Here is a 23,865-nt window from a genome sequence, read left to right as displayed (position 1 = left end):
GCTGTTCCCCGCCTCGACACCCGCCGGGCTCCCTGAGCCTTGGAAGGTGGCGAGTGGGTTAGAGGCATTCCTTCCAGATGAGGTGGTACGTCGTTTGGTAGGCGCCGTCGGGAGAGTTCATGGAGATGGAGCTGACCTTTGTGTGGTCCGAGGTTCCTGTGGCGACTCGTAGTTCCGTGTAGATGCCGATGGGGCGCGGGTCCCCGCATACCTTCCACACGAGGTCGGTTATCGGCACCGTCTCGGTGATCTGGTATGGGCCGTTAAAGGGGCCCGACATGTTGAACGTCCTGACATCGCTCCGGTCGCTGCCCAGGAAGTTGTGTTCGGCCTTCAAGGCGGCCGTCGCACCGGCCTGCAGGTTGAGGTTTAGACGGTAGTCCACCTGCGAGATCGCGTAGGTCAGGTTCTCCCGGGCGGTTACCTTCACGGCGAGCTGGCAGTTCTTGCGAGCGTCGATCGGCTCCCAGGAGCCGCCCGTTTGGGCCGTGTAGTCACGGTAGTCGATGACGAAGGCGTCCTTGCCCCACTTCAGGCTCGCCGCGGTCTTGTCGGGCGCGCATCCGGAGCCGTGTACGGCCGTGATCTCGACCATGTCGTCGGCCGGGCCGCCGGTGATCGGCGGCGCGGACGCCGCGGCCGGCGCGACGGACGCGGCGGTCAGGGCGAGCGCGGCGGCGGCCGCCGCGGAAAGTGCGATCCCCCTACGCATACGGTTCCCTCCACGGAATTGGACGGTCTTGTCAATGAATATTGAACCAAGATCTTTTACCGGGAAAGTAATCGAGTATGCGAGGGCTGTCAATCAGCGAATTTCAACTCGGTGGCCGAACTGTTGAAAGTCGAGCCAGAATTGACAAGGACCGTTCCATTCCGGAGCCCGGTCCCGGTGAGCCGATATCTCGATATCGGCTTCTGATCGAAAGGCCGGGCTACGTCCGGTCGCGGCCCCAGGCGGCCAGAGGCTCCAGCGCGGCGTTGAGGCGTATACCGTCCTCGGTCAGGGAGTACTCGACGCGGGGCGGCACCTCGTCGTAGGAGACGCGGCGCACGACGCCGTCCGACTCCAGCTCACGCAGATGGGAGGCCAGCACCTTCTCGGTGATCCCCGGAAGCAGCCGGCGCAGCTCGCCGAAGCGGCGGCAGGGGTGCTCGTGGAGCGCCCAGAGGATCAGCACCTTCCACTTGCCGCCGATCACCTCCATCGCGGTGTCGATCCCGCAGACGTGTCCGTCTGGGGTGACCGGCCGGTTCAACGTCGTCATGCCCCGCCCTTCCGACGTGCTCGCTCACCTCGGAGTAACCACCCACCACAAAGTGCGTACTTGATCAGCTCCGCGGCTGTGACCAGCCTAATCGGCATGGCACAGAACACCGCTGAGAAGACTCCCGTCACGATGCTGGGCCTCGGTGCGATGGGCACCGCGCTGGCCCGCGCCTGGCTTGCCGCCGGTCACCCGCTCACGGTCTGGAACCGCAACCCGGCCCGCGCTGAGGCACTCGCCGCCGAGGGGGCGGAGGTCGCGGACACCGTCGCCGAGGCGGTCGCCGCGAACACCCTGATCGTCGTCTGCCTGCTGGACGATGACTCCGTCGAGGAGGTGTTGGGAGGCGCCGACCTGGCCGACCGGGACGTCGTCAACCTGACCACCGGCACCCCCGCCCAGGCCCGCGCCCGAGCCGGGTGGGCCCGCGAGCGCGGCGCCCGCTACCTGGACGGAGGGATCATGGCCGTCCCTCCGATGATCGGCGTCCCGGAAGCGGGCGGCTACGTCTTCTACAGCGGGTCGCGGGAGTTGTTCGAGCGGCATCAGGAGACCTTGAGCGTCCCGGTCGGCACCGACTACGTCGGCGAGGACGCGGGCTTCGCGGCCCTCCACGACGTGGCCCTGCTCAGCGCCATGTACGGGATGTTCGCCGGTGCCGCGCACGCCTTCGCCCTGATCCGCAAGGAGGACATCGACCCCACCGCACTCGCCCCGCTGCTCGCCGACTGGCTCGTCGCGATGGCCCCGGCAGTGCACAAGACCGCCGAACAACTGCGGAGCGGCGACTACACCAAGGGCGTCGTCTCCAACCTGGCCATGCAGGTGGCCGGTACACCGACCTTCCTGAGCACTGCCGAGCAACAGGGTGTGAGCCCAGAACTGCTCAGCCCCTACTTCGCGTTGATGCGCCGCCGTCTGGCCGAGGGCAGCGGCGAGGAGGACCTGACGGGCGTGATCGACCTACTGGTGAACGACAGGGCTTAGAGCCCGGCACGGGGACGAGGTGACGGGTCGCGGAGCGGGCGGCGGCGTCCCGTCCCGGCGTTCATGGGAAAGGCCCGGACGCGCACGACGCTCGGCCCTCGCGCAGGTCAGGATCGGCCGAGGCCCGCGTCTCTGGCGCGGACGATCGCTTCGGCGCGGTCGGCGACCTGCATCTTGGTGAAGATGCTGGAGATGTGGTTGGCGACCGTCTTCGGGGCGATGCCGAGGCGGTGCGCGATCTCGCTGTTCGGACGCCCCGCCGCGATGAGGTCGAGGACGTCGCGCTCCCGGGCGGTGAGGCCGGGGAAGGGGTGGTGCGGCGCGGGCGGGTCCGCGAAGAAGCCGAGCACCCGGCGGGCCACGCCGGGGCCGAAGACGGCCTGGCCGGCGGCGACGGCGCGGATGGCGTGCGCGATGTCGTCCTGCTGGGCGCCCTTGAGCAGGTAGCCGCGGGCGCCCGCGCGCATCGCGGAGAAGACCGAGTCGTCGTCCTCGTACATGGTGAGCATGAGCACCGCGGTGTCGGGCGCCGCCCGGACGATCTGGCGGGTGGCCTCGATGCCGTCCAGGCCGGGCATCTGGATGTCCATGACGAGGACGTCCGGCCGGTGCTCGACCGCCAGCCGGACGGCGGCGCGGCCATCGGCGGCCTCGGCGACCACGGTGAAGCCGTCGATGGAGTCGAGCAGCGCCCGCAGCCCGCTGCGCACCACGGGATGGTCGTCGGCCAGCACGATCGTGATCATGATTCTCCCAGCGGTAGCGCGGCGGTCACCCGGCCGCCGTCCGGGCCGGGGCCCGCGGCGCAGGTGCCGCCCAGCTCGGCGGCGCGTTCGCGCATCGACCGTATGCCGACGCCGGGCCGCCACGCGCGGTCGGGCCCGGTCCCGTCGTCGGCCACCTCCACGTGCAGGCGCCCGTCGGCGCGGACGCGCACATCCACCCGGGACGCGCCGGAGTGCCGGACGGCGTTGGTGAGGGCCTCCACCGCGATCCGGTACGCCGCCGCCTCGACCGCGGCGGGTAGAGCGGGCAGCCCGTCGGCCTCGACCCGGACGGCGAGGTCCGGACGTTCGAGCTGGGCGGCGCGCCGCCGGATCGCCCCGGCGAGGCCGAAGTCGTCCAGGGCGGGCGGCCGCAGGTCGTAGACCAGCCGCCGGATGTCGTCGATGGCCTCGGCGGTCTCGGCGCGCAGTTCGGCGAGGAGCGCGCGGGCGGAGGCGGGGTCGGAGTCCAGCAGGTTGCCCGCGGCGTCGGCCTTGAACGCGACGCCGGTCAGCACCGGGCCCAGGCCGTCGTGCAGATCGCGGCGCAGCCGCCGCCGCTCCTCCTCGCGGGCGGTCACGAGGGCTTGGCGGGAGCGCTGTACCTGCTCGGAGAGCGCGACCGAGCGCACCGCGACCGCGAGCGGCGCCGCCAGCAGTTCGAGGACGGCGTGATCGCGGCCGCCGAGCCGGCGTTCCCCGGCGCGCAGTCCGATGACCAGCTCGCCCACCCGGTCGCCGCCATAGGTGAGCGGGATGGTGTGCAGCGACTCCGGCGCGGTGCCGGACGCGGCGAGCTCGGCGTCGTGGCCGCGCAGCGCCGCGAACGGGAGCCGCAGGGCCTGCCTGACGGCCTCCGGGACGGCGGGCAGCCCGGTGTCCAGCCGGGCCCCGACCCGCGACACGGCCCGGACGGGGTCCGCGCGGTCCCCGTACATGACGCGGTCGACGACGCGCTGCAGCCGCAGGCGCACCGGGTTGAAGCCCACGGCGATCAGCACGGTCGCCGCCGCCGAGCTGCCCAGCCCGACCTCCTGCCGCATCACCCGGTCGAGCAGGGCCACCAGGCCGATGTACGAGGCGACCACGGCGGTGGTGAGCAGCCCGTACAGCACCGTCCGGGACACGACGAGGCGGATGTCCAGGAGGTGGTGGCGCAGGATCGCCACCGTCATCGCCGCGGGCACCAGCGGGATGGCGAACAGCACGTACACGGGCGCGTTCTCCAGGACACCCCAGGGCACCATCACGATGAGGACGAGCAGCACCGCCTGCGTCAGCCACAGCAACTGGCGTCGCTGCCGGTCGTCCCCGCGCCGGTACCGCACCACGAGGGCGACCAGGCCAATCGCCGTCGCGACGAGGCCGCGGATTTCGACCGCCGTCCACACCGGGGCGAGGTCGGCGTGGACGGTCAGGTAGCCGGAGACGTCGCCGACCAGGGGGCCGGGTTCGGTCCCCATCTCCAGGGCGAACAGCGGAGCGGTCAGCACGGTCGCCCACAGCAGCCGCCGGAACACCGGACGCCCGTCCGGGAACAGTTGCAGCACCACCGGCAGGCACAGCCCGATCGACCACGGCCACGACCACCGGGCGACCGTGGTGAGCGCGCGCAGCAGCGGGGTCGGCCATCCGTCGCGCACGCCGACCTCGACGAGCGGGGCCAGCGCGGCCGTCGTGGCGTACCCGACGCCCGCGGCCAGCAGCAGCCAGCCGATCGGGTTGCGCGGACGGTGCCAGGCCAGCAGCACGCCGCAGACCGGGAACGACAGGCCGATCACCGAGTTGGTCACCACGAACAGGTCCAGCGCCTCGGCCCAGCTCATCCGGGCCGCGACGGCGCCGCTCACCGCGACGGCGACCTCGGCGACCGCCAGGCAGAAGAGCCCGGCCGCCGCCATCGCGGACCGGCGCCCCGGCGCGGCGAGCGGGCGCCCCGGCGCAGCGGACGCAGTCATGGCCTCATGATGAGGCGCGCCGCCCCGGTTTGTCCTGGGTGCGTGCTCCCAGGACGGCCGGGAGTTCCTCCCGGCCCGGCGGCGGCCTCGGCCCATGCGCTCCGGAACGGCGCGGCCGGACACTTCCGGCGTCAGGCAACGACCCACCCATTCCGGAGGCTCTCCATGACCGCCACCACGGCGGCGGCGCCGCGGGCGACCGTCCCGTTGAACCGCGCCGCGCTCGCGCTGCTCGTCCCCGTCGGTCCGCTGGCCGTCGCGGTGCTGCGCGCCGTCCTGCCCTACTCCACGACCGACGGCTCCGCCGAGCTCGCCGCCAAGACGTCCGCCCACCAGGGCGCGCAGGGCGCCGTGCTCTGGCTCGGCCTCATCGCGCTCCTCACCCTGGTGCCGGGGACGATCGCCATCGGCCTGCAGGCCGTCCGGCGCTCGCCACGGCTGGGCACGGCCGGGCTGGTCCTGGCCGTCGCCGGGTTCTCCTCGCTCTACGCCGTCGGGCTCAGCGACCACGTCGCGTTGTCGGCGGCGCGCAGCGGGCTCGCGTCCGCCGACACGGCGCGCCTGCTGGACGACCTGCAGAGCCTGCCCCCCGTCGCGGTGGGGAGCGTTCTGTTCGTCGCCGGCCACATCCTCGGCGTGGTGCTCCTCGGGGTCGCGCTGTGGCGCGGCCGGGTCGTCCCGGCCTGGGCGGGCATCGCGCTGATCGCCTCCCAACCCCTGCACGCGGTCTTCGCCGTCGCCCTGCCCAACGCCACCCTGGACGGGCTGGCCTGGGGCCTCACCGCCGTCGGCTTCGCGGCCGCCGCCCCGGCCGTCGTCCGCGGCACGGACGGGGGCTCGCGATGAGATCCGGCACCGTCACCGCCGGGCTCGTGCTGGCGGGCCTGCTGGGCCTGGCGGACCTCGCCACCGCCGGGACGCCGGACGTCCCCGCTCCGGCCATCGTGATCGCGGTCGCGCTCGGCCTGGCGACGCTGGCCGCGCTGGTCCCCGCCTGGCGGCGGGGGAACCGCCGCGCCGTCCTCGCCGTCGCGGCCACCCGGGCGCTGTCGGCCCTCGCCGCGGTGCCGGGCCTCACTACGCAGGACACCTCTGGAACCACCAAGGGCATCATCGTCACCGCGCTCGCGGTCACCATCCTCGCGATCGCGCTGCTCGCCCCGGCGCTGCGCCGCACCTCCGTCCCGTCCTGAACCGCGACACCGCCCATCGGCACACACAGGGGCGCGCGGCTGCGAGACCTCCACCCGGAGGGCCTCGCAGCCGCGCGTGCCGCTTTCGCGGCTGGTAGGCCGGGTTCAGCGGACGCGTGGGACGAGGCGCAGAGCCAGGCCGGGGCACATGGCCACGGCGCGGCGTGCGTCCGATTCCAGGCGGTCGGGGATCGGCTCGGACGGGATCACCGGATAGTCGTGTTCGTCCATCCGGACGGTGCCGCGCAGGATGTCCGCGCACAGGCCGTGGCCGTCGCAGCGGCTCCAGTCGACCTCCAGGCTCAGCCGCGCGTCGGTTCCGGCGGGGAGGACGCCCCGGACGGGACGCCCGCAGCCGCCGTCCTCGATGTGGCGGGCGACGTCGTCCGCGAACACGTCCAGGGCGGACAGGACGAACCGGGCCGAGCCGTCGGGGTGGGCGCACGCGCCGCGTCCGGCGGCCATCCGGGCGGCGCGGCGGACGGTGTCGCGGGCGGCGGCGGCGTCGCGTCCGGCGGCGAGGTCGGCGAAGGCCCCGGCGACGTCGGGCAGGCCGAGGCGGCAGGGGCCGCACTGCCCGGCGGACTCGGCGGCGAGGTAGCGGGCGACCCGGGCGCATTCGCCGAGCGGGCAGGTGCCGCGGCCGAGCGGCATGACGATCCCGGCGCCGAGGACGCCGCCGGACTCGGCGAGACCGGCCCGGGAGACGCGGGTCCGGGACGCGCGCTCGCCGGTCAGCCACGCGCCGTGGTACCCGCCGACCAGCACGCCCTCCCCCGCGCGGGCCCCGCACAGGTCGAGCAGGTGGCCGAGCGGCGCCCCGGCCGCCGTCTCGACGACGGCGGGGAACCGGGCCGCGCCGGTCACGGTGAGCAGGACGGTGCCGGGCTCGTCCGGCGTCCCGGCGCGGGCGTAGGCGCGGGGGCCGAGCCCGGCGAGGACGGCGAGCTGCGCGTAGGTCTCGGCGTTGGAGAGGAGGGTGGGCAGGCCGTCGACGCCGCTGGTCGAGGCGCGGCCCTTGCGTCCGGGCGGGATCGGTCGGCTGCCGTTGATGCCGCGGATCACCGAGCCGCTCTCGCCGGTCACGAAGTGCTCGGGCAGCCGGACGGTCCGGGCGCGGGCGCCGAGGCCGCGTTCGGCGATCGCGTCGTCGAGCGAGCGGGCCGCCTCCTCGTCGGTGACCGCGAGGATGATCTCGACGGAGCCGAGCGCGGTGGCGGCGAGGGCCGCGCCGTCCAGGACGAGGTGCGGGGCGCGTTGGAGGAGCACCTTGTCCTTGGCGCTGCCGGGTTCGCCCTCGGTGCCGTTGACGACGACGACCGTGCGCTTGCGGCGGCGGACGGCGCTGTCGGCGGTCGCCTTCACCTTGCGTGCGAAGGGGAAAGCGGCGCCGCCGCGGCCGTGCAGGCGTCCCGCCTCGCACAGGGCGATGAGCTGGGCCGCCGTGAGCGGGCGGGGGTGCGGGTGGAGGGCGCGATGGGCGTCCCAGCCGAGGCGGGCGCCGCCTTCGAGGCCCTTGGTGAGGCGCGGCGGGCCGATGTGCCGGACCGCGACGCGCGCGGGCGCGAGGGTCGTCACGACGTCCTCCCGGCGCGCCGCCGCAGGACCGGGCGGGCCGCGACGGCGAGCGCGACCCCGGCGAGGCAGAGCAGGTATCCGGCGGTGACCCAGGCCGCGGGCGGACGGCCGGACGTCAGCCCGTGCAGGACGCCGACCGGCCAGGCCGCGTACGCGGTGAGGTGCAGGGCCCGCCACGTCCAGGGACGGCGGGCGGCGGCGAACCGGCCGCGCGCGATCCCGCCCGCGAACGCGACGATCATCAGGTAGAGCGCGAGGGTGCCGAGGCCGTAGTCGGTCAGGTGGTCGGCGGAGAGCGGGAGGAACGCCTGCGCCGCGCCGATCCGGTGCCGGGCGATCTGCGAGGCGATGTGCAGGACGAGGGTCGCGACGGCGAGGAAGGCGAGCGCGCGGTGCGCGGCCTGCGCCCGGACGCGCCGGCCCGGCGCGAGGATCGCCTGGTCGGTGGCCAGCACCCCGACCATGACCGTCAGCGAGAGGGAGACCAGCGCGAAGACGCCGCAGTAGAAGTCGACGAACGATCCGACGGCCCGCAGCTCGGGCAGCAGGACGCCGGTCGAGACGCCGAGCCCGAGGAGCAGCCCGGCGCACCCCGCGACGGCCGCGCGGACCGCGAGCCGGAGCCGGGGCCTGGCCCGGCTGCGGCGGCCTCGCGGTTCGCTGCGGTGGAAGCCGTCCGGTGCTATGAGGAACGCTTGCGTTCCCTCGTGGGCGAGGCCCTGCGGCCCCGGACGTTCCCGTCCCCTTCTCATCAACGCCCCCTTGTCGCGTGAACCGGCGACAAGTACGACGTGTGATCAAGCCCTCTCAGTTCAGTGACATTTGTGTCAACCGGCCCCATAAACGGGTTCGGGCGCGGGCGATCTCGCGAGCAGGTCCGCGACCACGCCGCCGACCTCGGACGGGTCCCAGCGGGCGCCCTTGTCGGCGGCGGGGCCGTGGCGGAAGGCGTCCATGACGCAGATCCTTCCGGCCTCCGCCTCGAAGACCCGTCCGGTGACGTCGCGGGAGGCGGCCGAGCCCAGCCAGACGACCAGCGGCGAGACGTTCTCGGGCGCCATCGTGTCGAACCCGCCTTCGGCGGGGGCCGCCATCGTCCGCGCGAACACCTCTTCGGTCATGCGGGTGCGGGCGGCGGGCGCGATCGCGTTGACCGTCACGCCGTAGCGGGCCAACTCGGCGGACGCGACGAGCGTCAGCCCGACGATGCCCGCCTTCGCCGCCGAATAGTTGCCCTGGCCCACGCTGCCGAGCAGGCCCGCGCCGGACGAGGTGTTGACGACCCGGGCGTCCACCGGGCGGCCCGCCTTGCTCTCGGCGCGCCAATGGCGTCCTGCGTGCTTGAGCGGGAGGAAATGGCCTTTGAGGTGGACGCGCAGGACGGCGTCCCATTCGTCCTCGCCGAGGTTGATCAGCATGCGGTCGCGGAGGAAGCCGGCGTTGTTGACGAGGGTGTCGAGGCGGCCGAAGGCGTCGAGGGCGGCGGCGACCAGGGCGGCGGCGCCCGCCTCGGTGGCGATGTCGTCGGTGTTCGCGACGGCCCGTCCGCCGAGGGCCTCGATCTCGCGGACGACGTCGTGCGCCGGGCCCGCCGACGCCCCGCCCGTGCCGTCGCGGGCGACGCCCAGGTCGTTGACGACGACGAGCGCGCCCTGCCGGGCGAACTCCAGGGCGTGGGCGCGGCCGAGGCCCCGCCCGGCTCCGGTGACGGCGACCACCCGGTCCCTGCAGATCATTTCTCCTTCTTGCGGGGGGACGACCTCCCGCACCCCCGGGTTCGCTCCGCTCATCACTGCTCCTTGTTCACGGTCGCGGCGTCCAGGAAGGCGGGGCGTTCTCCGCCGCCGTGCAGCAGCAGCGACGACCCCGTTATGTAGGCGGCCCGGTCGGACGCCAGGAAGACGCAGGCCGTGCCGACCTCGTACGGGTCGGCGAGACGGCCCATCGGGACGGTCCGCTCCACCGCCGCGATGCCCTCCTCGTCCCCGTAGTGGAGGTGCGACTGCTCGGTGCGGACCATTCCGAGCGTCAGGAGGTTCACCCGGATGTCGGGCGCCCATTCGACGGCGAGCGACTGCGTGAGGCTCTGCAGCCCGGCCTTGGCCGCGCCGTAGGCGGCGGTGCCGGGCGACGGCCGGATCCCGCTGACGCTGCCGATGTTGATCACCGAGCCGCCGCCGTGCTCCAGCAGCCGGGGCCGGAGCGCCCGCGCCATGATCAGCGCGGTGGTCAGGTTCAGTTCGAGGATCTTCACGTGGGTGCGCAGCGGGCCGTCGGCGACCGGCAGGAACGGGGCGCCGCCCGCGTTGTTGACCAGGATGTCGGCGCGGTCGAGGCCGTCCGCGAACGCCTCCGCGGCGTCGGGGTCGCGGGCGTCCAGGGAGACGAACCGGGGCGTCCGGCCGCCGGACCCGGGCAGCGTCTCCGGTTCGCGCCGGGCCACCGCGACGACGTCGGCGCCCGCGTCCAGGAGGGCGCGGGTGATCCCCGCCCCGACCCCGCGCACGCCGCCCGTCACCACGGCGGTCCGGCCGTCCAGATCGAGCGTCAGTGACATCCCGTCTCCTCTGCGAGCCCGTGTTCCGCCTCTGCTACCTTCTGTTCTAACAAATGTTTGGTGGAAAGGTAGCGCATGGGAGTCTCCACCACGACCCGGGACGGGGTCGCCGAGATCGTCGTGGCCGCCCCGCCGGTCAACGCGCTGACCGTCGCGGGCTGGTACGAGCTGGCCGACGCGGTCCTCGCGGCGGGCCGTGATCAGCGGGTCGGAGCGGTCGTGCTGCGCGCCGAGGGACGCGGCTTCAACGCGGGCGTCGACATCAAGGAGATGCAGCGCACCGACGGCCACACCGCCCTGGTCGGCGCCAACCGCGGTTGTTTCGCGGCGTTCGCCGCCGTCTACGACTGCGAGGTGCCGGTGGTCGCGGCCGTCCACGGCTTCTGCCTCGGCGGCGGGATCGGCCTGGTCGGCAACGCGGACATCGTGATCGCCTCCGACGACGCCTACTTCGGCCTGCCGGAGGTCGACCGGGGCGCGCTCGGGGCGGCGACGCACCTGGCGCGGCTCGTCCCGCAGCACCTGATGCGCGCGATGGTCTACACGTGCCGCAACGTCACGGCGGACGAGCTCCACCGGCACGGGTCGGTCCTTGAGGTCGTCCCGGCGGACGGACTGCGGGCGAAGGCGATGGAGGTCGCCGCGTCGATCGCCGCCAAGGACCGGTACGTGATCCGCCGCGCCAAGGAGTCGCTGAACGGGATCGACCCGGTCGACGTCAAGCGCAGCTACCGCTACGAGCAGGGTTTCACCTTCGAGCTGAACCTCGTCGGCGCGGGCGACGAGCACCGCGACGCCTTCGTCGCCAAGGGGGCCGAATGAGTTCCAAGGTGCTTTCGATCGAGGAGGTCGTCGGGTCGCTGGAGAGCGGCATGACGCTCGGGATCGGCGGCTGGGGGTCGCGGCGCAAGCCGATGGCGCTGGTCCGGGCGATCTGCCGGTCCCCGATCACGGATCTGACGGTGGTGACGTACGGCGGGCCGGACGTCGGGCTGCTGTGCGCGGCGGGCAAGGTGCGGCGGCTCGTCACCGCGTTCGTGACGATGGACTCGATTCCGCTCGAGCCGCATTTCCGGCAGGCGCGCCAGTCCGGGACGATCGAGCTGACCGAGTACGACGAGGGCATGTTCATGTTCGGGCTCTACGCGGCGGCGCACCGGCTGCCGTTCCTGCCCACGCCGGTCGGGCTCGGCTCGGACGTCCTGCGGATCAACCCGGAATTGAAGACGATCCGCTCGCCCTATGAGGACGGTCGGGAACTCGTCGCCGTCCCCGCATTGACGATGGACGCGGCGCTCGTCCACATGAACCGCGCCGACGCGCGCGGCAACGCCCAGTACCTCGGCCCCGACCCGTACATGGACGACCTCTTCGCGAAAGCCGCCGACCGCACGTACGTGTCATGCGAACGGCTCGTCGACACCGAGGACTTCGCCAAGGAAGGGCCGGTGCAGTCCTTGTTGATCAGCCGGGCGCACGTGACCGGCGTGGTGGAGACGCCGAACGGCGCGCATTTCACCGACTGCGCCCCCGACTTCGGACGGGACGAGAAGTTCCAGAAGCTCTACGCCCAGTCGGCGGCCGACCCGGAGAAATGGGCGGAGTTCAGCGACCGGTTCCTGTCCGGCGACGAGGCCGCCTATCAGAACGCGGTCCGGGTGTGGCGGGAGGAGAACCGATGAGCGACGTGACACGGGCCGAAGTGTGCGCGGCGGCGTGCGCGGACCTTTTCCGCGGTGACGGCGAGATCGTCGCGGCGGCGGTGGCCGGATTCGTGCCGATGCTGGGTTCGCGGCTGGCGCGGTCGACGTTCGCGCCCGACCTGCTGACCACGGACGGCGGGCCCGCGCTGAGCGGCGAGCCCGTCCCGCTCGGGGCGTCCGCGACGACGGTCGAAGGATGGCTGCCGTTCCGCGACCATTTGTGGCTGGTGCTGAACGGGCGGCGGCACGTGGTGATGGGGCCGAGCCAGATCGACGCGCACGGCAACACGAACATCTCGTGCATCGGAGATTGGGAGCGTCCGACGCGGCAATTGCTCGGGGTGCGCGGCGGGCCCGGGAACACGCTGCTGAATCCGACGAGCTACTGGGTGCCGAAGCATTCGGCGCGGGTGTTCACCGAGAAGGTCGACATGGTGAGCGGCGTCGGCTGGGACCGGGGCGCGCACGAGATCCGCCGGGTCGTGAGCGATCTCGCCGTGCTCGATTTCGACACCCCGGATCGGCGGATGCGGCTCCGCTCCGTCCATCCAGGAGTGAGCGTCGCGGATGTCGTGGCGGCGACCGGGTTCGAGCTGGTCGTCCCGGACGAGGTGCCCGAGACCCGCCTTCCTGACGCCGAAGAACTGCGGATCATGCGCGAGGAACTCGACCCGAAGGGGCTGCGGGAGCGCGAGGTCCCGTCGTGAGCGAAAGGGTGAGCGAACAACGGCTCGACACGCCGCTGACACGGCTGGCCGGCGTCAAGCATCCGGTCGTGCAGACGGGAATGGGCTGGGTCGCCGGGCCAAAGCTCGTCACGGCGGTCGCCAACGCGGGCGGGCTCGGAATCCTGGCGTCCGCGACGATGACGCTCGACCAGCTCGCCAACGCCGTCCACGAAGTCAAGGACCGGACGGGCGCGCCATTCGGCGTCAATCTCCGCGCGGACGCCGGTGACGCGGGCGACCGCATCGACCTCCTCATCAAAGAAGACGTGAAAGTCGCGTCCTTCGCGCTCGCGCCCAAGCAGGAACTGATCGGGAAACTGAAGGACGCGGGCGTCGTCGTGATCCCGTCCGTCGGCGCGCGGCGGCACGCGGAGAAGGTCGCGGCGTGGGGCGCGGACGCCGTGCTCGTGCAGGGCGGCGAGGGCGGCGGGCACACCGGCGCCGTCGCCACGACGCTGCTCCTCCCCCAGGTCGTGGACGCCGTCGACATCCCGGTGATCGCGGCGGGCGGCTTCTTCGACGGGCGCGGGCTCGCCGCCGCGCTCGCGTACGGCGCGGCGGGCGTCGCGATGGGCACGCGGTTCCTGCTGACGTCGGACAGCTCCGTCCCGGACGCGGTCAAGCGGGTCTACCTGAAGACCGGCGAGACCGTCGTGACCCGGCAGGTGGACGGCATGCCGCACCGCGTGCTGCGCAGCGAGCTGGTCGACACGCTGGAGCGGTCGGGACGGCTCGGCGGCCTGGTCCGCGCGGTGCGCAACGGGGCCCGGTTCAAGAGGCTGTCCGGGATGTCGTGGCGCGCGATGATCGCGGACGGGAAGGCCATGAAGCACGGCAAGGACCTGTCGTGGTCGCAGGTCCTGATGGCCGCGAACACGCCGATGCTGCTGAAGGCGGCGATGGTGGACGGCCGTCCCGATCTCGGCGTGATGGCGTCCGGGCAGGTCGTCGGCATGATCGACGACCTGCCCGGCTGCGCCGAGCTGATCGAGGCGATCGTGGCGAGGGCGGCGGAGGCCATCGCGGCGCAGCAGGCCCTCCTGGTCCGCTAGCCGCGCACGGCGAGGACGAGCTTGCCGGTCGTGGTGCCCGACTCGATGCGCCGGTGCGCCTCGGCGGCCTTCTCCAGCGGCAGTTCCTCGACCCCGACCCGCAGGCCGCCGGAGGCGGCGGCGGTGACGGCGCGGCGCAGCGCCCGGCCCGCCTCCTGCGGGAACGTTCCAGCGAACGCGGCCAGGTTGAACCCCGACACGGTCTTGTTGCCGAACCACAGCTCGTTCGCCGGGACGCCCACGTCGTCCGCGCCGGACGCGTTGCCCATCACGACCATCCGGCCCATGGGCGCGAGGGCGTCGAGGCTCGCGCGGCGGGCCGGGCCGCCGACCATGTCCACGACGACGTCGAACCCGCGTCCGCCGGTCAGGGCGGAGACGGCGCCGGGCAGGTCGGCGCGGAGCACGACGTCGTCGTAGCCGAACCCGCGCGCGGCCTCGATCTTGGCCGGGGAGCCGACCGTCCCGGCGACCCGGCCGGCGCCGAGCAGCCGGGCGGCCTGGCCGAGCAGGCCGCCCACTCCCCCGGCCGCCGCGTGGACGAGCACGCTCTCGCCCGGCTCGATGCGGGCGACGCGGTCCAGGACGAGGAACGCCGTCGTCCCGTTGGACGGCACGGCCGCCGCGACGTCCAGGCCGAGCCCGGCGAGCGGGCCGTCGAGCGGGACGACGAGGTCCGCCGAGGTCACGGCGACCTCGGCGTAGCCGCCGCCGTCCACGATCGTCAGCGCCGCGACGGGCAGGCCCCCGCGCAGCCCCTCGACGCCGGGGCCCACGGCCCGCACGTGCCCGGACACCTCGATGCCCGGGACGAACGGCAGCGGCACGTCCACGACGCCGCGCCGGTAGAGGATCTCGGCGAAGTTCGCCCCCGCGTACGCCACGTCGACGGAGACCTGACCCGGCCCGGGCTCGGGGACGCCGACGTCCGTCACGCGCAGGACGTCGGCGCCGCCGAACCCGGGGATGGCGACCGCCCTCATCAGTACCGTGTCCCGACCGGATCGGGGACGCCGTCCAGCTCGGCAAGGTCGGCGGCCGTCAGGTCGAGGTCGGCGGCGGCCGCGTTGTCGAGCAGGTAGTGCCGCTTCTTCGTGCCCGGGATCGGGATGACGTGGTCGCCCTGGGCGAGCGTCCAGGCGATGGCGACCTGCGCCGGGGTCGCGTCGTGCCGCTCCGCGACCGTCCGCACCACGTCGACGATCGCCATGTTGGCCTTGAGCGCGTCCCCCTGGAAGCGGGGGTTGCCGCCGCGGAAGTCGGAGGACTCGAAGTCGGCGGACGTGACCGTCCCGGTCAGGTAGCCCCGGCCGAGCGGCGAGTACGGCACGAACGCCGCGCCGTTCGCGGCGCACCAGCCGACCACGTCGCCCATCTCCTCCCCCTCCGCGCCGCCGGGGACGGACCCCGCGCGCGCCCCGGGCACGCCCAGCGGGTCGCGCGTCCACAGCGACAGCTCCGACTGGATCGCCGCGACCGGATGGATCGCGTGCGCCTCCGCCGCCTGCGCCGCGCTGACCTCCGACAGGCCGAGCCTGCGCACCTTGCCCGCCGCGACCAGTTCGGACATCGCCCCCCACGTTTCGGCGAGCGGGCACCCCGGGTCGACCCTGTGCAGGTAGTACAGGTCGATCACGTCGGTGCCGAGGCGGCGCAGGCTCTCCTCGGCGGACGCGGTGACGAACTCCGGGCTCCCGTTCCGGGTGATCTTCCAGGTGGGCGTCGTCTCGATGATCAGGCCCGTCTTGGTGGCGACGACCGCCTCGTCCCGGCGGCCCGCGAGCGCCCGGCCGACCAGCGTCTCGTTGTGGCCGGCGCCGTACGCCTGCGCCGTGTCCAGGAACGTCACGCCGTGGTCGAGGGCCTCGCGGATCAGCGCGACCGACGCCTCGTCGTCCGCCGCCTCTCCGTACACGCCGCTCATCCCCATGCAGCCGAGCCCGACGGCGCCGACCCGCGTCCCCGCGAAATCACGCTTCCTCATGCAGTTCCCTCCGTGGTCATCGCTACGGGAACGATCCTGCGGCACGGAAGGGGGATGAGACAGACGCTGCTCATACTGGGTGTGGCACCACCACCCTCGGACGCCGGTCAGTTCGCGGCGATCAGCCCACGGCGGGCCATCAGCGCTTCGAGCCGCTCCTGCGTGCCGGTGCCGGGGCGCGGGTTGTTCAGCACCAGGATCTGCCCCGGACGGTCGGCGAGCGGCAGCAGCGTCCCCTCGAAGACGAGCTCGCCCGCCTCCGGATGCCTGATCGCCTTGACCGCCTGCGCGGGCGCGCTCACCTCGTGCCGCGGCCACAGCTCGGCGAACTCCGGGCTGACCGCGAGGAGGTCGTCGACGATCCGGGCGAACTCGGGGTCGTCGGGGAAGCGCGCGGCGTCGGCGCGGAACCGGGCGACGACGCCCGGCGCCGCCGCGACCCAGTGCGCGTGCACCGACCGGTACCGGACGTTGGTGAAGAACGTGACGAGGCAGTTGTGGTCGACGTCGCCGTACCCGAACACCTCGCGCGCCGCGTCGTTGATCGCGACGAAGTTCCAGTGCCGGTCGCGGACGTAGGCGGGGCGCGGCGACCAGGCGTCCAGGATCCGGCGCAGCTCCGGCGTGATCGGGACGGCCGGGCCGGCCTCCGCCTGCGGCGGGTTCAGCCCGGCGAGCAGGTACAGGTGCTCGCGCTCGGCGCGGTCGAGGCGGAGGGCGCGGGCGATCGCGTCCAGCACCTCCCCGGACACCTTGATGTCGCGGCCCTGCTCCAGCCACGTGTACCAGGACACCCCGACCCCGGCGAGCACCGCGACCTCCTCGCGGCGCAGCCCGGGCGTCCGGCGGCGGCCGCCGTCCGGCATGCCGACGTCGGCGGGGGCGAGCCGGGCGCGGCGGGTCCGCAGGAAGTCGCGCAGTTCCTCGTGGCGGCGGCCGGGAGCGGGGGCTGAGGCGGGACTGGCCATGCCGTCCACGATAACCGCCGCTCCCGGACGACCGCGGTCACCGGACGGCGGCCTCTGCCCGGAGGAGGTCCGTGACGCGGATGAAGCCGTCCGTGCCGTGGCCCGTCCCGATGACGCGGCGGGCCAGGCCCTCGACGGCGCGCATCACGCCCGAGTCGATCCCGTGCCCCTCGGAGGTGTCGATGATGTGCGCCATGGACGATGCCGCCGAGGTGATCGGGTTGCTCTCGCCGGAGTAGTTCCCGGTGTCCACGCCGTCCGCGAGCTCCTCGAAGATCGGCGGGAGGATCGCGCCGATGCCCGTGGCGAACGGGGCCAGCTCGCGGGCGGTGATCCCCTCCGCCCGCGCCACCGCGAGGGCGTGCGCGTAGCCCGCCATCGCGGTCCAGAAGACGTCCAGCAGCGCGATCTCGTACGCGGCGGCGCGGCCGGGGTCCTCGCCCAGGTGGGTGTGGGTGCCGCCGAGCGCCTCCAGCACAGGGAGGTGCTCCTGGTAGAGGTCCTTCGGGCCGCTGTGGAGGAGCACGGCGGTCGGCGTCCCGATGGTGCCGATCGGCGTCATGATCGCGCCGTCCAGGTAGCGGACGCCGTGGACGGACGCCCACTCGGCGGTGTCACGGGCCTTCGCGGGCGTGCTCGCGGAGAGGTTCACCACCGTGCGTCCCTTGAGCGCGCTGGTGACCGCCTCGCGCCGGAGCACGGAGCCCACCGCCTCCTGGTCCACGACGCACACCACGGTCAGCCCGCTCGCGGCGACCGCCTCCTCCGGCGATCCGGCGCGGATCGCGCCGAGTTCGACGAGTTCGCCGTCCCGGCCCGGGGTGCGGTTCCAGACGGTGGTCCGCAGCCCGGCGCGGACGAAGGCGCCCGCCAAGGCGCGTCCCATCGGGCCGAGGCCGATCACGGTGACGGCAGACTGATCGGACATCGATTAACCTCCACAAAAGAATCGACGAAGTGGCAAATGGGAATTCGATGACGCGCAAGCAGGCTCAGGAGACCGGCGTCTGCGGGGTGACCGCCGCGATCGCCGTGATCGACGGCAAATGGAAGACCGCCCTGCTCTGGCTGCTGGAGGACCGCCCGTACCGTCCCGGCGAACTGCGCCGGAGGCTTCCGGGGCTCAGCGAGAAGGTGCTGACCCAGGCGCTCCGCGAAATGGAGGACGACGGCCTCGTGCACCGCGAGGTGCACGAGGGGCTGCCGCTGAAGACGGTGTACTCCCTGACGGGGTTCGGCCGCGACCTCTCCGAGGCGTTGGCCCCGCTGTCCGACTGGGGTCACCGGCGGCTGGACAAACTGACCGCCGCCCAGCCGGTCAATTAAGCGCGCCACCTCCGTTCTCCCTGGTGGGCGGCCGGTCGACCGCCCACCACCCACCTTCGCCCCATCGACGCGTCCAGCCAAGTACCCACAAAAAAGTGGGTATCGGGGAGGGGCCGTCAGCCCTCCAGGAGGCGGCGACCGATGATCATTTTCTGGATGTCGGCGGTGCCCTCGCCGATCAGCAGCATCGGCGCCTCGCGGTAGAGGCGCTCGATCTCGTACTCCTTGGAGTAGGCGTAGCCGCCGTGGATGCGGAACGCGTCCTCGACGACCTCCTTGCAATATTCGCTCGCCAGGTACTTCGCCATCCCGGCCTCCAGGTCGTTGCGCTCGCCCGCGTCCTTGCGGCGCGCCGCCATCACCGTCATCTGGTGCGCGGCCTCGACCTTCGTCGCCATCTCGGCGAGGCGGAACAGCACGGCCTGGTGGTCGGCGATCGGGCGGCCGAACGTCTCGCGCTGCCGCGCGTAGCCGAGGGCCAGCTCGTAGGCGCGGCGGGCGACCCCGCAGGCGCGGGCGGCGACGTTGACGCGGCCGACCTCGACGCCGTCCATCATCTGGTAGAAGCCGCGGCCGGGCGTCCCGCCGAGTATCCGCGCTGATGGGACGCGGTGGCCGTCGAAGATCAGCTCGGTGGTGTCGACGCCCTTGTAGCCCATCTTCTCGATCTTGCCGGGGACGGTCAGCCCCGGCGCGACCTCCCCGAACCCGGGCGTCTTGTCGACGAGGAACGTGGTCATGCCGCGGTGCCCGGCGTCCGGGTCGGTCTTGACGAGGACGGCGACCAGGTTCGCCGACCCGCCGTTCGTCACCCACATCTTCTGGCCGTCGATCACGTGGTGGTCGCCGTCCGGGACGGCGCGCGTCGTGATGGCGGAGACGTCCGAGCCGCAGCCCGGCTCCGACATCGAGAACGCGCCCCGGATATCACCGGCGGCCATTCTCGGCAGGTAATGCGATTTCTGCTCGGCGGTGCCGTGCTGGGCGATCATCCACGCGACGATGAAATGGGTGTTGACGATTCCGGAAACGCTCATCCAGCCGCGCGCCAGTTCCTCGACGACGAGGGCGTAGGTCAGCAGGGACTCGCCGAGCCCGCCGTGCTCCTCGCCGATCATCAGGCCGAACAGCCCGAGGTCGCGCATCCCGTCCACGATCGCGTGCGGATACTCGTCGGCACGTTCCAATTCGGCGGCGACCGGGATGATCTCCTTCTCGGCGAACGCCCGGACGGTCGCGACGATCTCGCGCTGCTCGTCCGTCAGCCCGTGCGTCTGCTGAAGCCTGCTCACTCGAATTCCCCTTCGCGAAGCGCACAACGCGCCGCTGTTACGGCCGCGCGGCCGGGTCCTCGCCCGCGCGGATCCAGTCGAACGTGCGCTCCACGGCGCGTTTCCAGTTGCCGTACTCGGCGGCGCGCCGCGCGGGCTCCATCGCCGGGACCCAGCGGGCCGCGCGGTGCCAGTTGCGGCGCAGCCCCTCCAGCCCCGCCCAGTAGCCGACCGCGAGCCCGGCCGCGTAGGCGGCGCCGAGCGACACCGTCTCCACCACCATGGGACGCTCCACCGGCACGTTCAGCATGTCCGCGACCATCTGCATGGCGAGGTTGTCGGACGTCATCCCCCCGTCGGCCTTCAGCTCCTTCAGGCCGAGGCCGGAGTCGGCGTTCATCGCGTCCACGACCTCGCGGGTCTGCCAGCCGGTCGCCTCCAGCACGGCCCGCGCCAGGTGGCCCTTCGTGATGTAGGACGTGAGCCCGACGATGATCCCGCGCGCCTCGCTGCGCCAGTGCGGCGCGAACAGCCCGGAGAACGCGGGGACGATGTAGCAGCCGCCGTTGTCCTCGACGGAGCGGGCGAGCGTCTCGATCTCCGGCGCGGTGCTGATCAGGCCGAGACCGTCCCGGAACCACTGGACGAGCGCGCCGGTGATCGCGATCGAGCCCTCCAGCGCGTACACGGCGGGCTCGTCGCCGATCCTGTAGCCGACCGTGGTGAGCAGCCCGTTGTCGGACCTGACCGGCGTCGTGCCGGTGTTCATCAGCAGGAACGCGCCCGTCCCGTAGGTGCACTTCGTGTCGCCCGGGGAGAAGCAGGTCTGGCCGAACAGCGCGGCCTGCTGGTCGCCGAGCGCCGCGCCGACCAGGACGCCGGGGATCACGCGGCGGGCCGTCCCGTACGTCTCGGTGGACGACCTGATCTCCGGCAGCATCGCGCGCGGTACGCCGAAGAAGTCGAGGAGGCCGTCGTCCCAGCTCAGGGTGCGCAGGTCCATGAGCAGGGTGCGGCCGGCGTTCGTCACGTCCGTGACGTGCACGCCGCCGTCGACGCCGCCGCTCAGGTTCCAGATCAGCCAGCTCTCCATCGTGCCGAACAGCACCTCGCCGCGCTCGGCCCGCGCCCGCAAGCCGGGCGTGTGGTCGAGCAGCCAGCGGACGCGCGGCGCCGAGAAGTACGTCGCGATCGGCAGGCCGCTGCGCTCGGTGACCATCGCCGCGCCGGGGGCGCGGTTCAGCTCGTCGACGAGCGCGCCGGTGCGCATGTCCTGCCAGACGATAGCGCGGCCGATCGGGACGCCGGTCAGCCGGTCCCACAGGACGGTCGTCTCGCGCTGGTTGGCGATCCCCACCGCCGCTATCTGCGACGTCGTCGCGCCCGCCCGCGCGAGCGCCTCCGGCGCGACGCGCTCCAGGTTGCGCCAGATCTCCAGCGGGTCGTGCTCGACCCAGCCGGGCTTCGGGAAGTGCTGGCGGTGCTCACGCCGCGCGACCGACACGAGCCGCCCGGCGTGGTCGAACAGGATGCAGCGGGTGGACGTGGTGCCCTGGTCGATCGACATTACGAACCGCTCGGTCACGTCCGGTCCCCTCCCCGGGCGGGACGCGCGTCACCAGCGGGAGCCGCCGAGGTCGCGGGAGACGGCGCGGGCCGCGTCCCGCACGAACGCGACGAGCCTCGGCTCCGGGACGCGCCGGGAGTCGCAGATCCGCTCGACGGCGCCGGAGATCCCGATCGCGCCGACGACGAGCCCGCCGTGCCCGCGGATCGGCGCGGCGATCCCCGCCTCCCCGATGGACAGCTCCTCGACCTCCGCGGCCCATCCGTTCTCCCGGACGCGGGCGGCGGCCCGTGCGAGCTCGCGCGGATCGGTGATCGTGCGCCGGCAGTAGGACTCCGGCTCCGCGTCGCGGACGGCCGCCATGGCGTTCGCGTCGTAGGCCAGCAGCGCCTTGCCGAGCGCGGTGGCGTGCAGGGGCAGCAGGCTGCCGACGTCCATCGCCTGGAGGGTGTCGTCGGGACGGAACACGTGGTGCACGACCAGGACCTCGCCGTCCAGGAGCGTCCCGATGCGGACGGCCTCGCCGCTGCGGGACGCGAGCGCGTCGGCCCAGTTGATCGCGCGCGAGCGCAGCTCGTTGACGTCCAGGTAGCTGGTGCCGAGGTGCAGTAGGGCGGCGCCGAGCTGGTACTTGCCGGTGCCGTCGTCCCGCTCGACGAAGCCGACGCGCTCCAGCGTGCGGAGGAGGCCGTGCGCGGTGCCGCGGGCGAGGCCGAGGGACGCGGCGACCTCGCCGGCGCCGAGGCGTCCCGGACCGGCGGCGAGGAGGCGCAGGATGGCCGCGGCCCGCTCGATCGACTGCACGGGTCCGGGCATGGGCCGCATGCTAGTTCCGCGGACGATCCGCCGACAATGTCGGCACCCGCCGCGATCCCCGTGCCGTGCGCCCCGAACTGCCCGGATTCGGTGATCTGGTGCACACCGGGGAGGGTAACCGCCGCCGGGCGGCGGGGAAAGTGGCCGACATTGTCGGCACGCGCCTGTTGTCGGACGTTCCGTCCCGGCCTAGCGTCCGGGGCAGCCTCCCGGGGCCAGCTTCCACCCCAGCAGCACGAGGAGTGCCCATGGCGGAACGTCCGAGAATCCCCGCGCTCGCCGGCGAGCTCGCAGCCGAGTTCGCCGGCACCCTGATCCTCATCCTGTTCGGCGTCGGCGTCGTCGCGCAGGTCGCCGGCGCGGACATCGGAGACCACGACAGCATCGCCTGGGCCTGGGGCATCGGCGTGACGCTCGGCGTCTACGTCGCGGCCCGGATCAGCGGCGCGCACCTGAACCCGGCGGTGACCGTCGCGCTCGCCGTGTTCCGGGAGTTCGCGTGGCGGAAGACCGTCCCGTACATCGCGGCGCAGACGGCGGGCGCGTTCCTGGCGGCGCTGATCGTCCGGTGGAACTACAGCGAGGTGCTCGCCAAGGCCGACCCCGGGCACACGATCAAGACGCAGGGCGTGTTCTCCACCCTGCCGGGCAACGGGACGCTGCCGGTCGGGACCTGGGGCGCGTTCCGCGACCAGGTGATCGGCACCGCCATCCTGCTCTTCGTGATCAAGGCGCTGACCGACGCGCGGAACGCGCCGCCGCTCGCCAACCTCGCCCCGTTCCTCATCGGGCTGCTGGTCGTGGCGATCGGGATGTCGTTCGGCACCGACGCGGGCTATGCGATCAATCCCGCCCGCGACTTCGGTCCCCGGCTCGCGTCGTTCCTGACCGGCTACGACACCGCCTGGCGGGACCAGCACGGGAATCTGTACTTCTGGGTGCCGATCGTGGGGCCGCTGATCGGCGGCCCGCTCGGCGCCGGTCTCTACAAGCTCCTGGTCGGCCGGTTCCTGCCGCCCGCCGACGAGAGCCCGTCGGTCCCCACCGAGCCCGAGCCCGAGTACGAGACGGCCTGACCGCACACCCTCAGGAGAACCCACGCATGGCTGACTTCGTCGGAGCGCTCGACCAGGGCACCACCAGCACACGTTTCATGGTCTTCGACCACGGCGGGAACGAGATCGCCCGCCACCAGCTCGAACACGAGCAGATCCTGCCGCGGGCGGGCTGGGTGGAGCACAATCCCACCGAGATCTGGGAGCGGACGCGCGCCGTCATCCAAAGCACGCTGCACAAGAGGAATCTCGATTACACGGATCTGGCCGCGTTCGGAATCACCAATCAGCGCGAGACGACCGTGGTATGGAACCGGCGGACGGGACGCCCGTACTACAACGCGATCGTCTGGCAGGACACCCGCACCGACCGCATCGCCGCCGCCCTGGAGCGCGACGGGCGCGGCGACATCATCCGCCAAAAGGCGGGCCTTCCTCCGGCCACGTATTTCTCCGGCGGCAAGATTCAATGGATTCTGGAGAACGTCGACGGGGTACGCGAGGCGGCAGAGAACGGCGACGCCATTTTCGGGACGACCGACACCTGGGTTCTCTGGAACCTGACGGGCGGCGTCGACGGCGGTGTGCACGTCACCGATCCGACCAACGCCAGCCGCACCATGCTCATGGACCTGGAGACCCTCGACTGGGACGATGAACTCCTGTCGTTCTTCGGGATCCCGCGCTCGATGCTGCCGCAGATCAAGCCATCCTCCGCGCCCGAGCCCTATGGCGTAACGCGCCGCGACGGGCCGCTCGGCGGCGAGATCCCGCTCACCGCCGCGCTCGGCGACCAGCAGGCGGCGACGGTCGGGCAGGTGTGCTTCGCACCGGGCGAGGCCAAGAACACCTACGGCACCGGCAACTTCCTGCTGCTCAACACCGGACACGAGCCGGTCCGGTCGTCGCAGGGATTGCTGACCACGGTGTGCTACCAATTCGGCCGCGAGAAACCCGTCTATGCCTTGGAGGGGTCGATCGCGGTGACGGGCTCGGCGGTGCAATGGCTGCGCGACCAACTGGGCATCATCTCCGGCGCCGCGCAAAGCGAATCGCTGGCCCGCCAGGTCGACGACAACGGCGGCGTCTACTT

Annotated in this window: 25 protein-coding genes; 10 read left to right on the top strand and 15 right to left on the bottom strand. The window is 72.8% G+C overall.

What is annotated here, in order from left to right:
* Window positions 1–58 precede the first annotated feature (58 nt).
* Window positions 59–805, bottom strand: a complete 747-nt coding sequence (locus FXF68_RS41210; protein ID WP_148768273.1) for a DUF4360 domain-containing protein — start codon at window positions 803–805, stop codon at window positions 59–61.
* Window positions 806–932: 127 nt separating this feature from the next.
* Entirely contained in the window at window positions 933–1,265 is a 333-nt protein-coding gene (locus tag FXF68_RS41205) for a winged helix-turn-helix transcriptional regulator (protein WP_148768272.1), read from the bottom strand.
* 96 nt (window positions 1,266–1,361) lie between these two features.
* Between FXF68_RS41205 and FXF68_RS41200 the strand changes: the two genes are divergently transcribed.
* On the top strand, window positions 1,362–2,252 hold the full coding sequence (locus FXF68_RS41200) for an NAD(P)-dependent oxidoreductase (protein WP_148768271.1): 891 nt from the start codon (window positions 1,362–1,364) through the stop codon (window positions 2,250–2,252).
* Between the two features lie 107 nt (window positions 2,253–2,359).
* Here FXF68_RS41200 and FXF68_RS41195 read toward each other — a convergent pair whose 3' ends face one another.
* Both FXF68_RS41195 and FXF68_RS41190 read right to left on the bottom strand, forming a co-directional pair.
* On the bottom strand, window positions 2,360–2,998 hold the full coding sequence (locus FXF68_RS41195) for a response regulator (protein ID WP_148768270.1): 639 nt from the start codon (window positions 2,996–2,998) through the stop codon (window positions 2,360–2,362).
* Complete coding sequence (locus FXF68_RS41190; RefSeq protein WP_222870343.1) at window positions 2,995–4,974, bottom strand: sensor histidine kinase; 1,980 nt, start codon at window positions 4,972–4,974, stop codon at window positions 2,995–2,997. Before FXF68_RS41190 ends, FXF68_RS41195 begins: the two co-directional genes overlap by 4 nt.
* 165 nt (window positions 4,975–5,139) lie before the next feature.
* Here FXF68_RS41190 and FXF68_RS41185 point away from each other — a divergent pair, with 165 nt between their 5' ends.
* Both FXF68_RS41185 and FXF68_RS41180 read left to right on the top strand, forming a co-directional pair.
* Window positions 5,140–5,820 (top strand): hypothetical protein, encoded by a 681-nt coding sequence (locus FXF68_RS41185; RefSeq protein WP_148768269.1) that lies wholly within the window; start codon window positions 5,140–5,142, stop codon window positions 5,818–5,820.
* Window positions 5,817–6,167: a hypothetical protein gene (locus FXF68_RS41180; protein WP_148768268.1), complete on the top strand. Its 351-nt coding sequence runs from the start codon at window positions 5,817–5,819 to the stop codon at window positions 6,165–6,167. Before FXF68_RS41185 ends, FXF68_RS41180 begins: the two co-directional genes overlap by 4 nt.
* A 105-nt stretch (window positions 6,168–6,272) precedes the next feature.
* Here the strand turns inward: FXF68_RS41180 and FXF68_RS41175 are convergent, their stop codons facing one another.
* From FXF68_RS41175 to FXF68_RS41160, 4 genes are all read right to left on the bottom strand, one after another.
* Window positions 6,273–7,745, bottom strand: coding sequence for an NADH-quinone oxidoreductase subunit NuoF family protein (locus tag FXF68_RS41175; protein ID WP_148768267.1), 1,473 nt, complete (start codon window positions 7,743–7,745; stop codon window positions 6,273–6,275).
* On the bottom strand, window positions 7,742–8,497 hold the full coding sequence (locus FXF68_RS41170) for a hypothetical protein (protein WP_148768266.1): 756 nt from the start codon (window positions 8,495–8,497) through the stop codon (window positions 7,742–7,744). Before FXF68_RS41170 ends, FXF68_RS41175 begins: the two co-directional genes overlap by 4 nt.
* A 75-nt stretch (window positions 8,498–8,572) precedes the next feature.
* Entirely contained in the window at window positions 8,573–9,481 is a 909-nt protein-coding gene (locus FXF68_RS41165; protein ID WP_148768336.1) for an SDR family oxidoreductase, read from the bottom strand.
* Between the two features lie 53 nt (window positions 9,482–9,534).
* On the bottom strand, window positions 9,535–10,302 hold the full coding sequence (locus FXF68_RS41160) for an SDR family oxidoreductase (protein WP_148768265.1): 768 nt from the start codon (window positions 10,300–10,302) through the stop codon (window positions 9,535–9,537).
* A gap of 75 nt (window positions 10,303–10,377) precedes the next feature.
* Between FXF68_RS41160 and FXF68_RS41155 the strand changes: the two genes are divergently transcribed.
* Genes FXF68_RS41155 through FXF68_RS41140 form a run of 4 tightly spaced genes read left to right on the top strand, consistent with a single transcriptional unit; the run spans window position 10,378 to window position 13,785 of the window.
* Window positions 10,378–11,124 (top strand): enoyl-CoA hydratase family protein, encoded by a 747-nt coding sequence (locus FXF68_RS41155; protein ID WP_148768264.1) that lies wholly within the window; start codon window positions 10,378–10,380, stop codon window positions 11,122–11,124.
* Window positions 11,121–11,984: a CoA transferase subunit A gene (locus FXF68_RS41150; protein WP_148768263.1), complete on the top strand. Its 864-nt coding sequence runs from the start codon at window positions 11,121–11,123 to the stop codon at window positions 11,982–11,984. Before FXF68_RS41155 ends, FXF68_RS41150 begins: the two co-directional genes overlap by 4 nt.
* Window positions 11,981–12,712: a CoA-transferase subunit beta gene (locus FXF68_RS41145; protein WP_148768262.1), complete on the top strand. Its 732-nt coding sequence runs from the start codon at window positions 11,981–11,983 to the stop codon at window positions 12,710–12,712. The genes FXF68_RS41150 and FXF68_RS41145 overlap by 4 nt, the downstream gene beginning before the upstream one ends.
* The gene (locus FXF68_RS41140; RefSeq protein WP_246179231.1) at window positions 12,709–13,785 is read left to right on the top strand and encodes an NAD(P)H-dependent flavin oxidoreductase; all 1,077 of its coding nucleotides are present in this window, start codon (window positions 12,709–12,711) and stop codon (window positions 13,783–13,785) included. The genes FXF68_RS41145 and FXF68_RS41140 overlap by 4 nt, the downstream gene beginning before the upstream one ends.
* On the opposite strand, the gene FXF68_RS41135 is transcribed toward FXF68_RS41140, so the two are convergent.
* The 4 genes from FXF68_RS41135 to FXF68_RS41120 all read right to left on the bottom strand — a co-directional run bounded on the left by FXF68_RS41135 (window position 13,782) and on the right by FXF68_RS41120 (window position 17,665).
* Window positions 13,782–14,768 (bottom strand): quinone oxidoreductase family protein, encoded by a 987-nt coding sequence (locus tag FXF68_RS41135; protein ID WP_148768261.1) that lies wholly within the window; start codon window positions 14,766–14,768, stop codon window positions 13,782–13,784. The two genes, FXF68_RS41140 and FXF68_RS41135, sit on opposite strands and share 4 nt — an antisense overlap.
* The gene (locus FXF68_RS41130) at window positions 14,768–15,769 is read right to left on the bottom strand and encodes an aldo/keto reductase (RefSeq protein WP_148768260.1); all 1,002 of its coding nucleotides are present in this window, start codon (window positions 15,767–15,769) and stop codon (window positions 14,768–14,770) included. The genes FXF68_RS41135 and FXF68_RS41130 overlap by 1 nt, the downstream gene beginning before the upstream one ends.
* Before the next feature lie 107 nt (window positions 15,770–15,876).
* Entirely contained in the window at window positions 15,877–16,737 is an 861-nt protein-coding gene (locus FXF68_RS41125) for a helix-turn-helix transcriptional regulator (protein ID WP_148768259.1), read from the bottom strand.
* Between the two features lie 37 nt (window positions 16,738–16,774).
* A complete protein-coding gene (locus FXF68_RS41120; protein WP_148768258.1) occupies window positions 16,775–17,665 on the bottom strand; it encodes an NAD(P)-dependent oxidoreductase in 891 nt (296 codons plus the stop codon).
* A 47-nt stretch (window positions 17,666–17,712) separates the two neighbouring features.
* On the opposite strand from FXF68_RS41120, the gene FXF68_RS41115 reads away from it, so the two are divergent.
* Window positions 17,713–18,063, top strand: a complete 351-nt coding sequence (locus FXF68_RS41115) for a winged helix-turn-helix transcriptional regulator (protein ID WP_148768257.1) — start codon at window positions 17,713–17,715, stop codon at window positions 18,061–18,063.
* Between the two features lie 116 nt (window positions 18,064–18,179).
* Here the strand turns inward: FXF68_RS41115 and FXF68_RS41110 are convergent, their stop codons facing one another.
* The 3 genes from FXF68_RS41110 to FXF68_RS41100 are packed head-to-tail and all read right to left on the bottom strand — an operon-like array spanning window position 18,180 to window position 21,717.
* Window positions 18,180–19,355, bottom strand: a complete 1,176-nt coding sequence (locus FXF68_RS41110; protein ID WP_148768256.1) for an acyl-CoA dehydrogenase family protein — start codon at window positions 19,353–19,355, stop codon at window positions 18,180–18,182.
* Window positions 19,356–19,392: 37 nt separating this feature from the next.
* Window positions 19,393–20,919, bottom strand: coding sequence for a glycerol kinase GlpK (gene glpK / locus FXF68_RS41105; protein WP_148768255.1), 1,527 nt, complete (start codon window positions 20,917–20,919; stop codon window positions 19,393–19,395).
* A 30-nt stretch (window positions 20,920–20,949) separates the two neighbouring features.
* Complete coding sequence (locus tag FXF68_RS41100; protein ID WP_148768254.1) at window positions 20,950–21,717, bottom strand: IclR family transcriptional regulator; 768 nt, start codon at window positions 21,715–21,717, stop codon at window positions 20,950–20,952.
* Window positions 21,718–21,965: 248 nt separating this feature from the next.
* Here FXF68_RS41100 and FXF68_RS41095 point away from each other — a divergent pair, with 248 nt between their 5' ends.
* Window positions 21,966–22,793, top strand: a complete 828-nt coding sequence (locus FXF68_RS41095) for an MIP/aquaporin family protein (RefSeq protein ID WP_148768253.1) — start codon at window positions 21,966–21,968, stop codon at window positions 22,791–22,793.
* Window positions 22,794–22,819: 26 nt separating this feature from the next.
* Window positions 22,820–23,865, top strand: a 1,046-nt coding sequence (gene glpK / locus FXF68_RS41090) for a glycerol kinase GlpK (protein ID WP_148768252.1), incomplete at its 3' end; no start/stop codon positions are given.

Source organism: Actinomadura decatromicini (assembly GCF_008121305.1).
GTDB lineage: Bacteria > Actinomycetota > Actinomycetes > Streptosporangiales > Streptosporangiaceae > Spirillospora > Spirillospora syzygii.
Note: the sequence above shows the minus strand (reverse complement) of the source record. Positions and strands in the feature narration are given on the sequence as shown.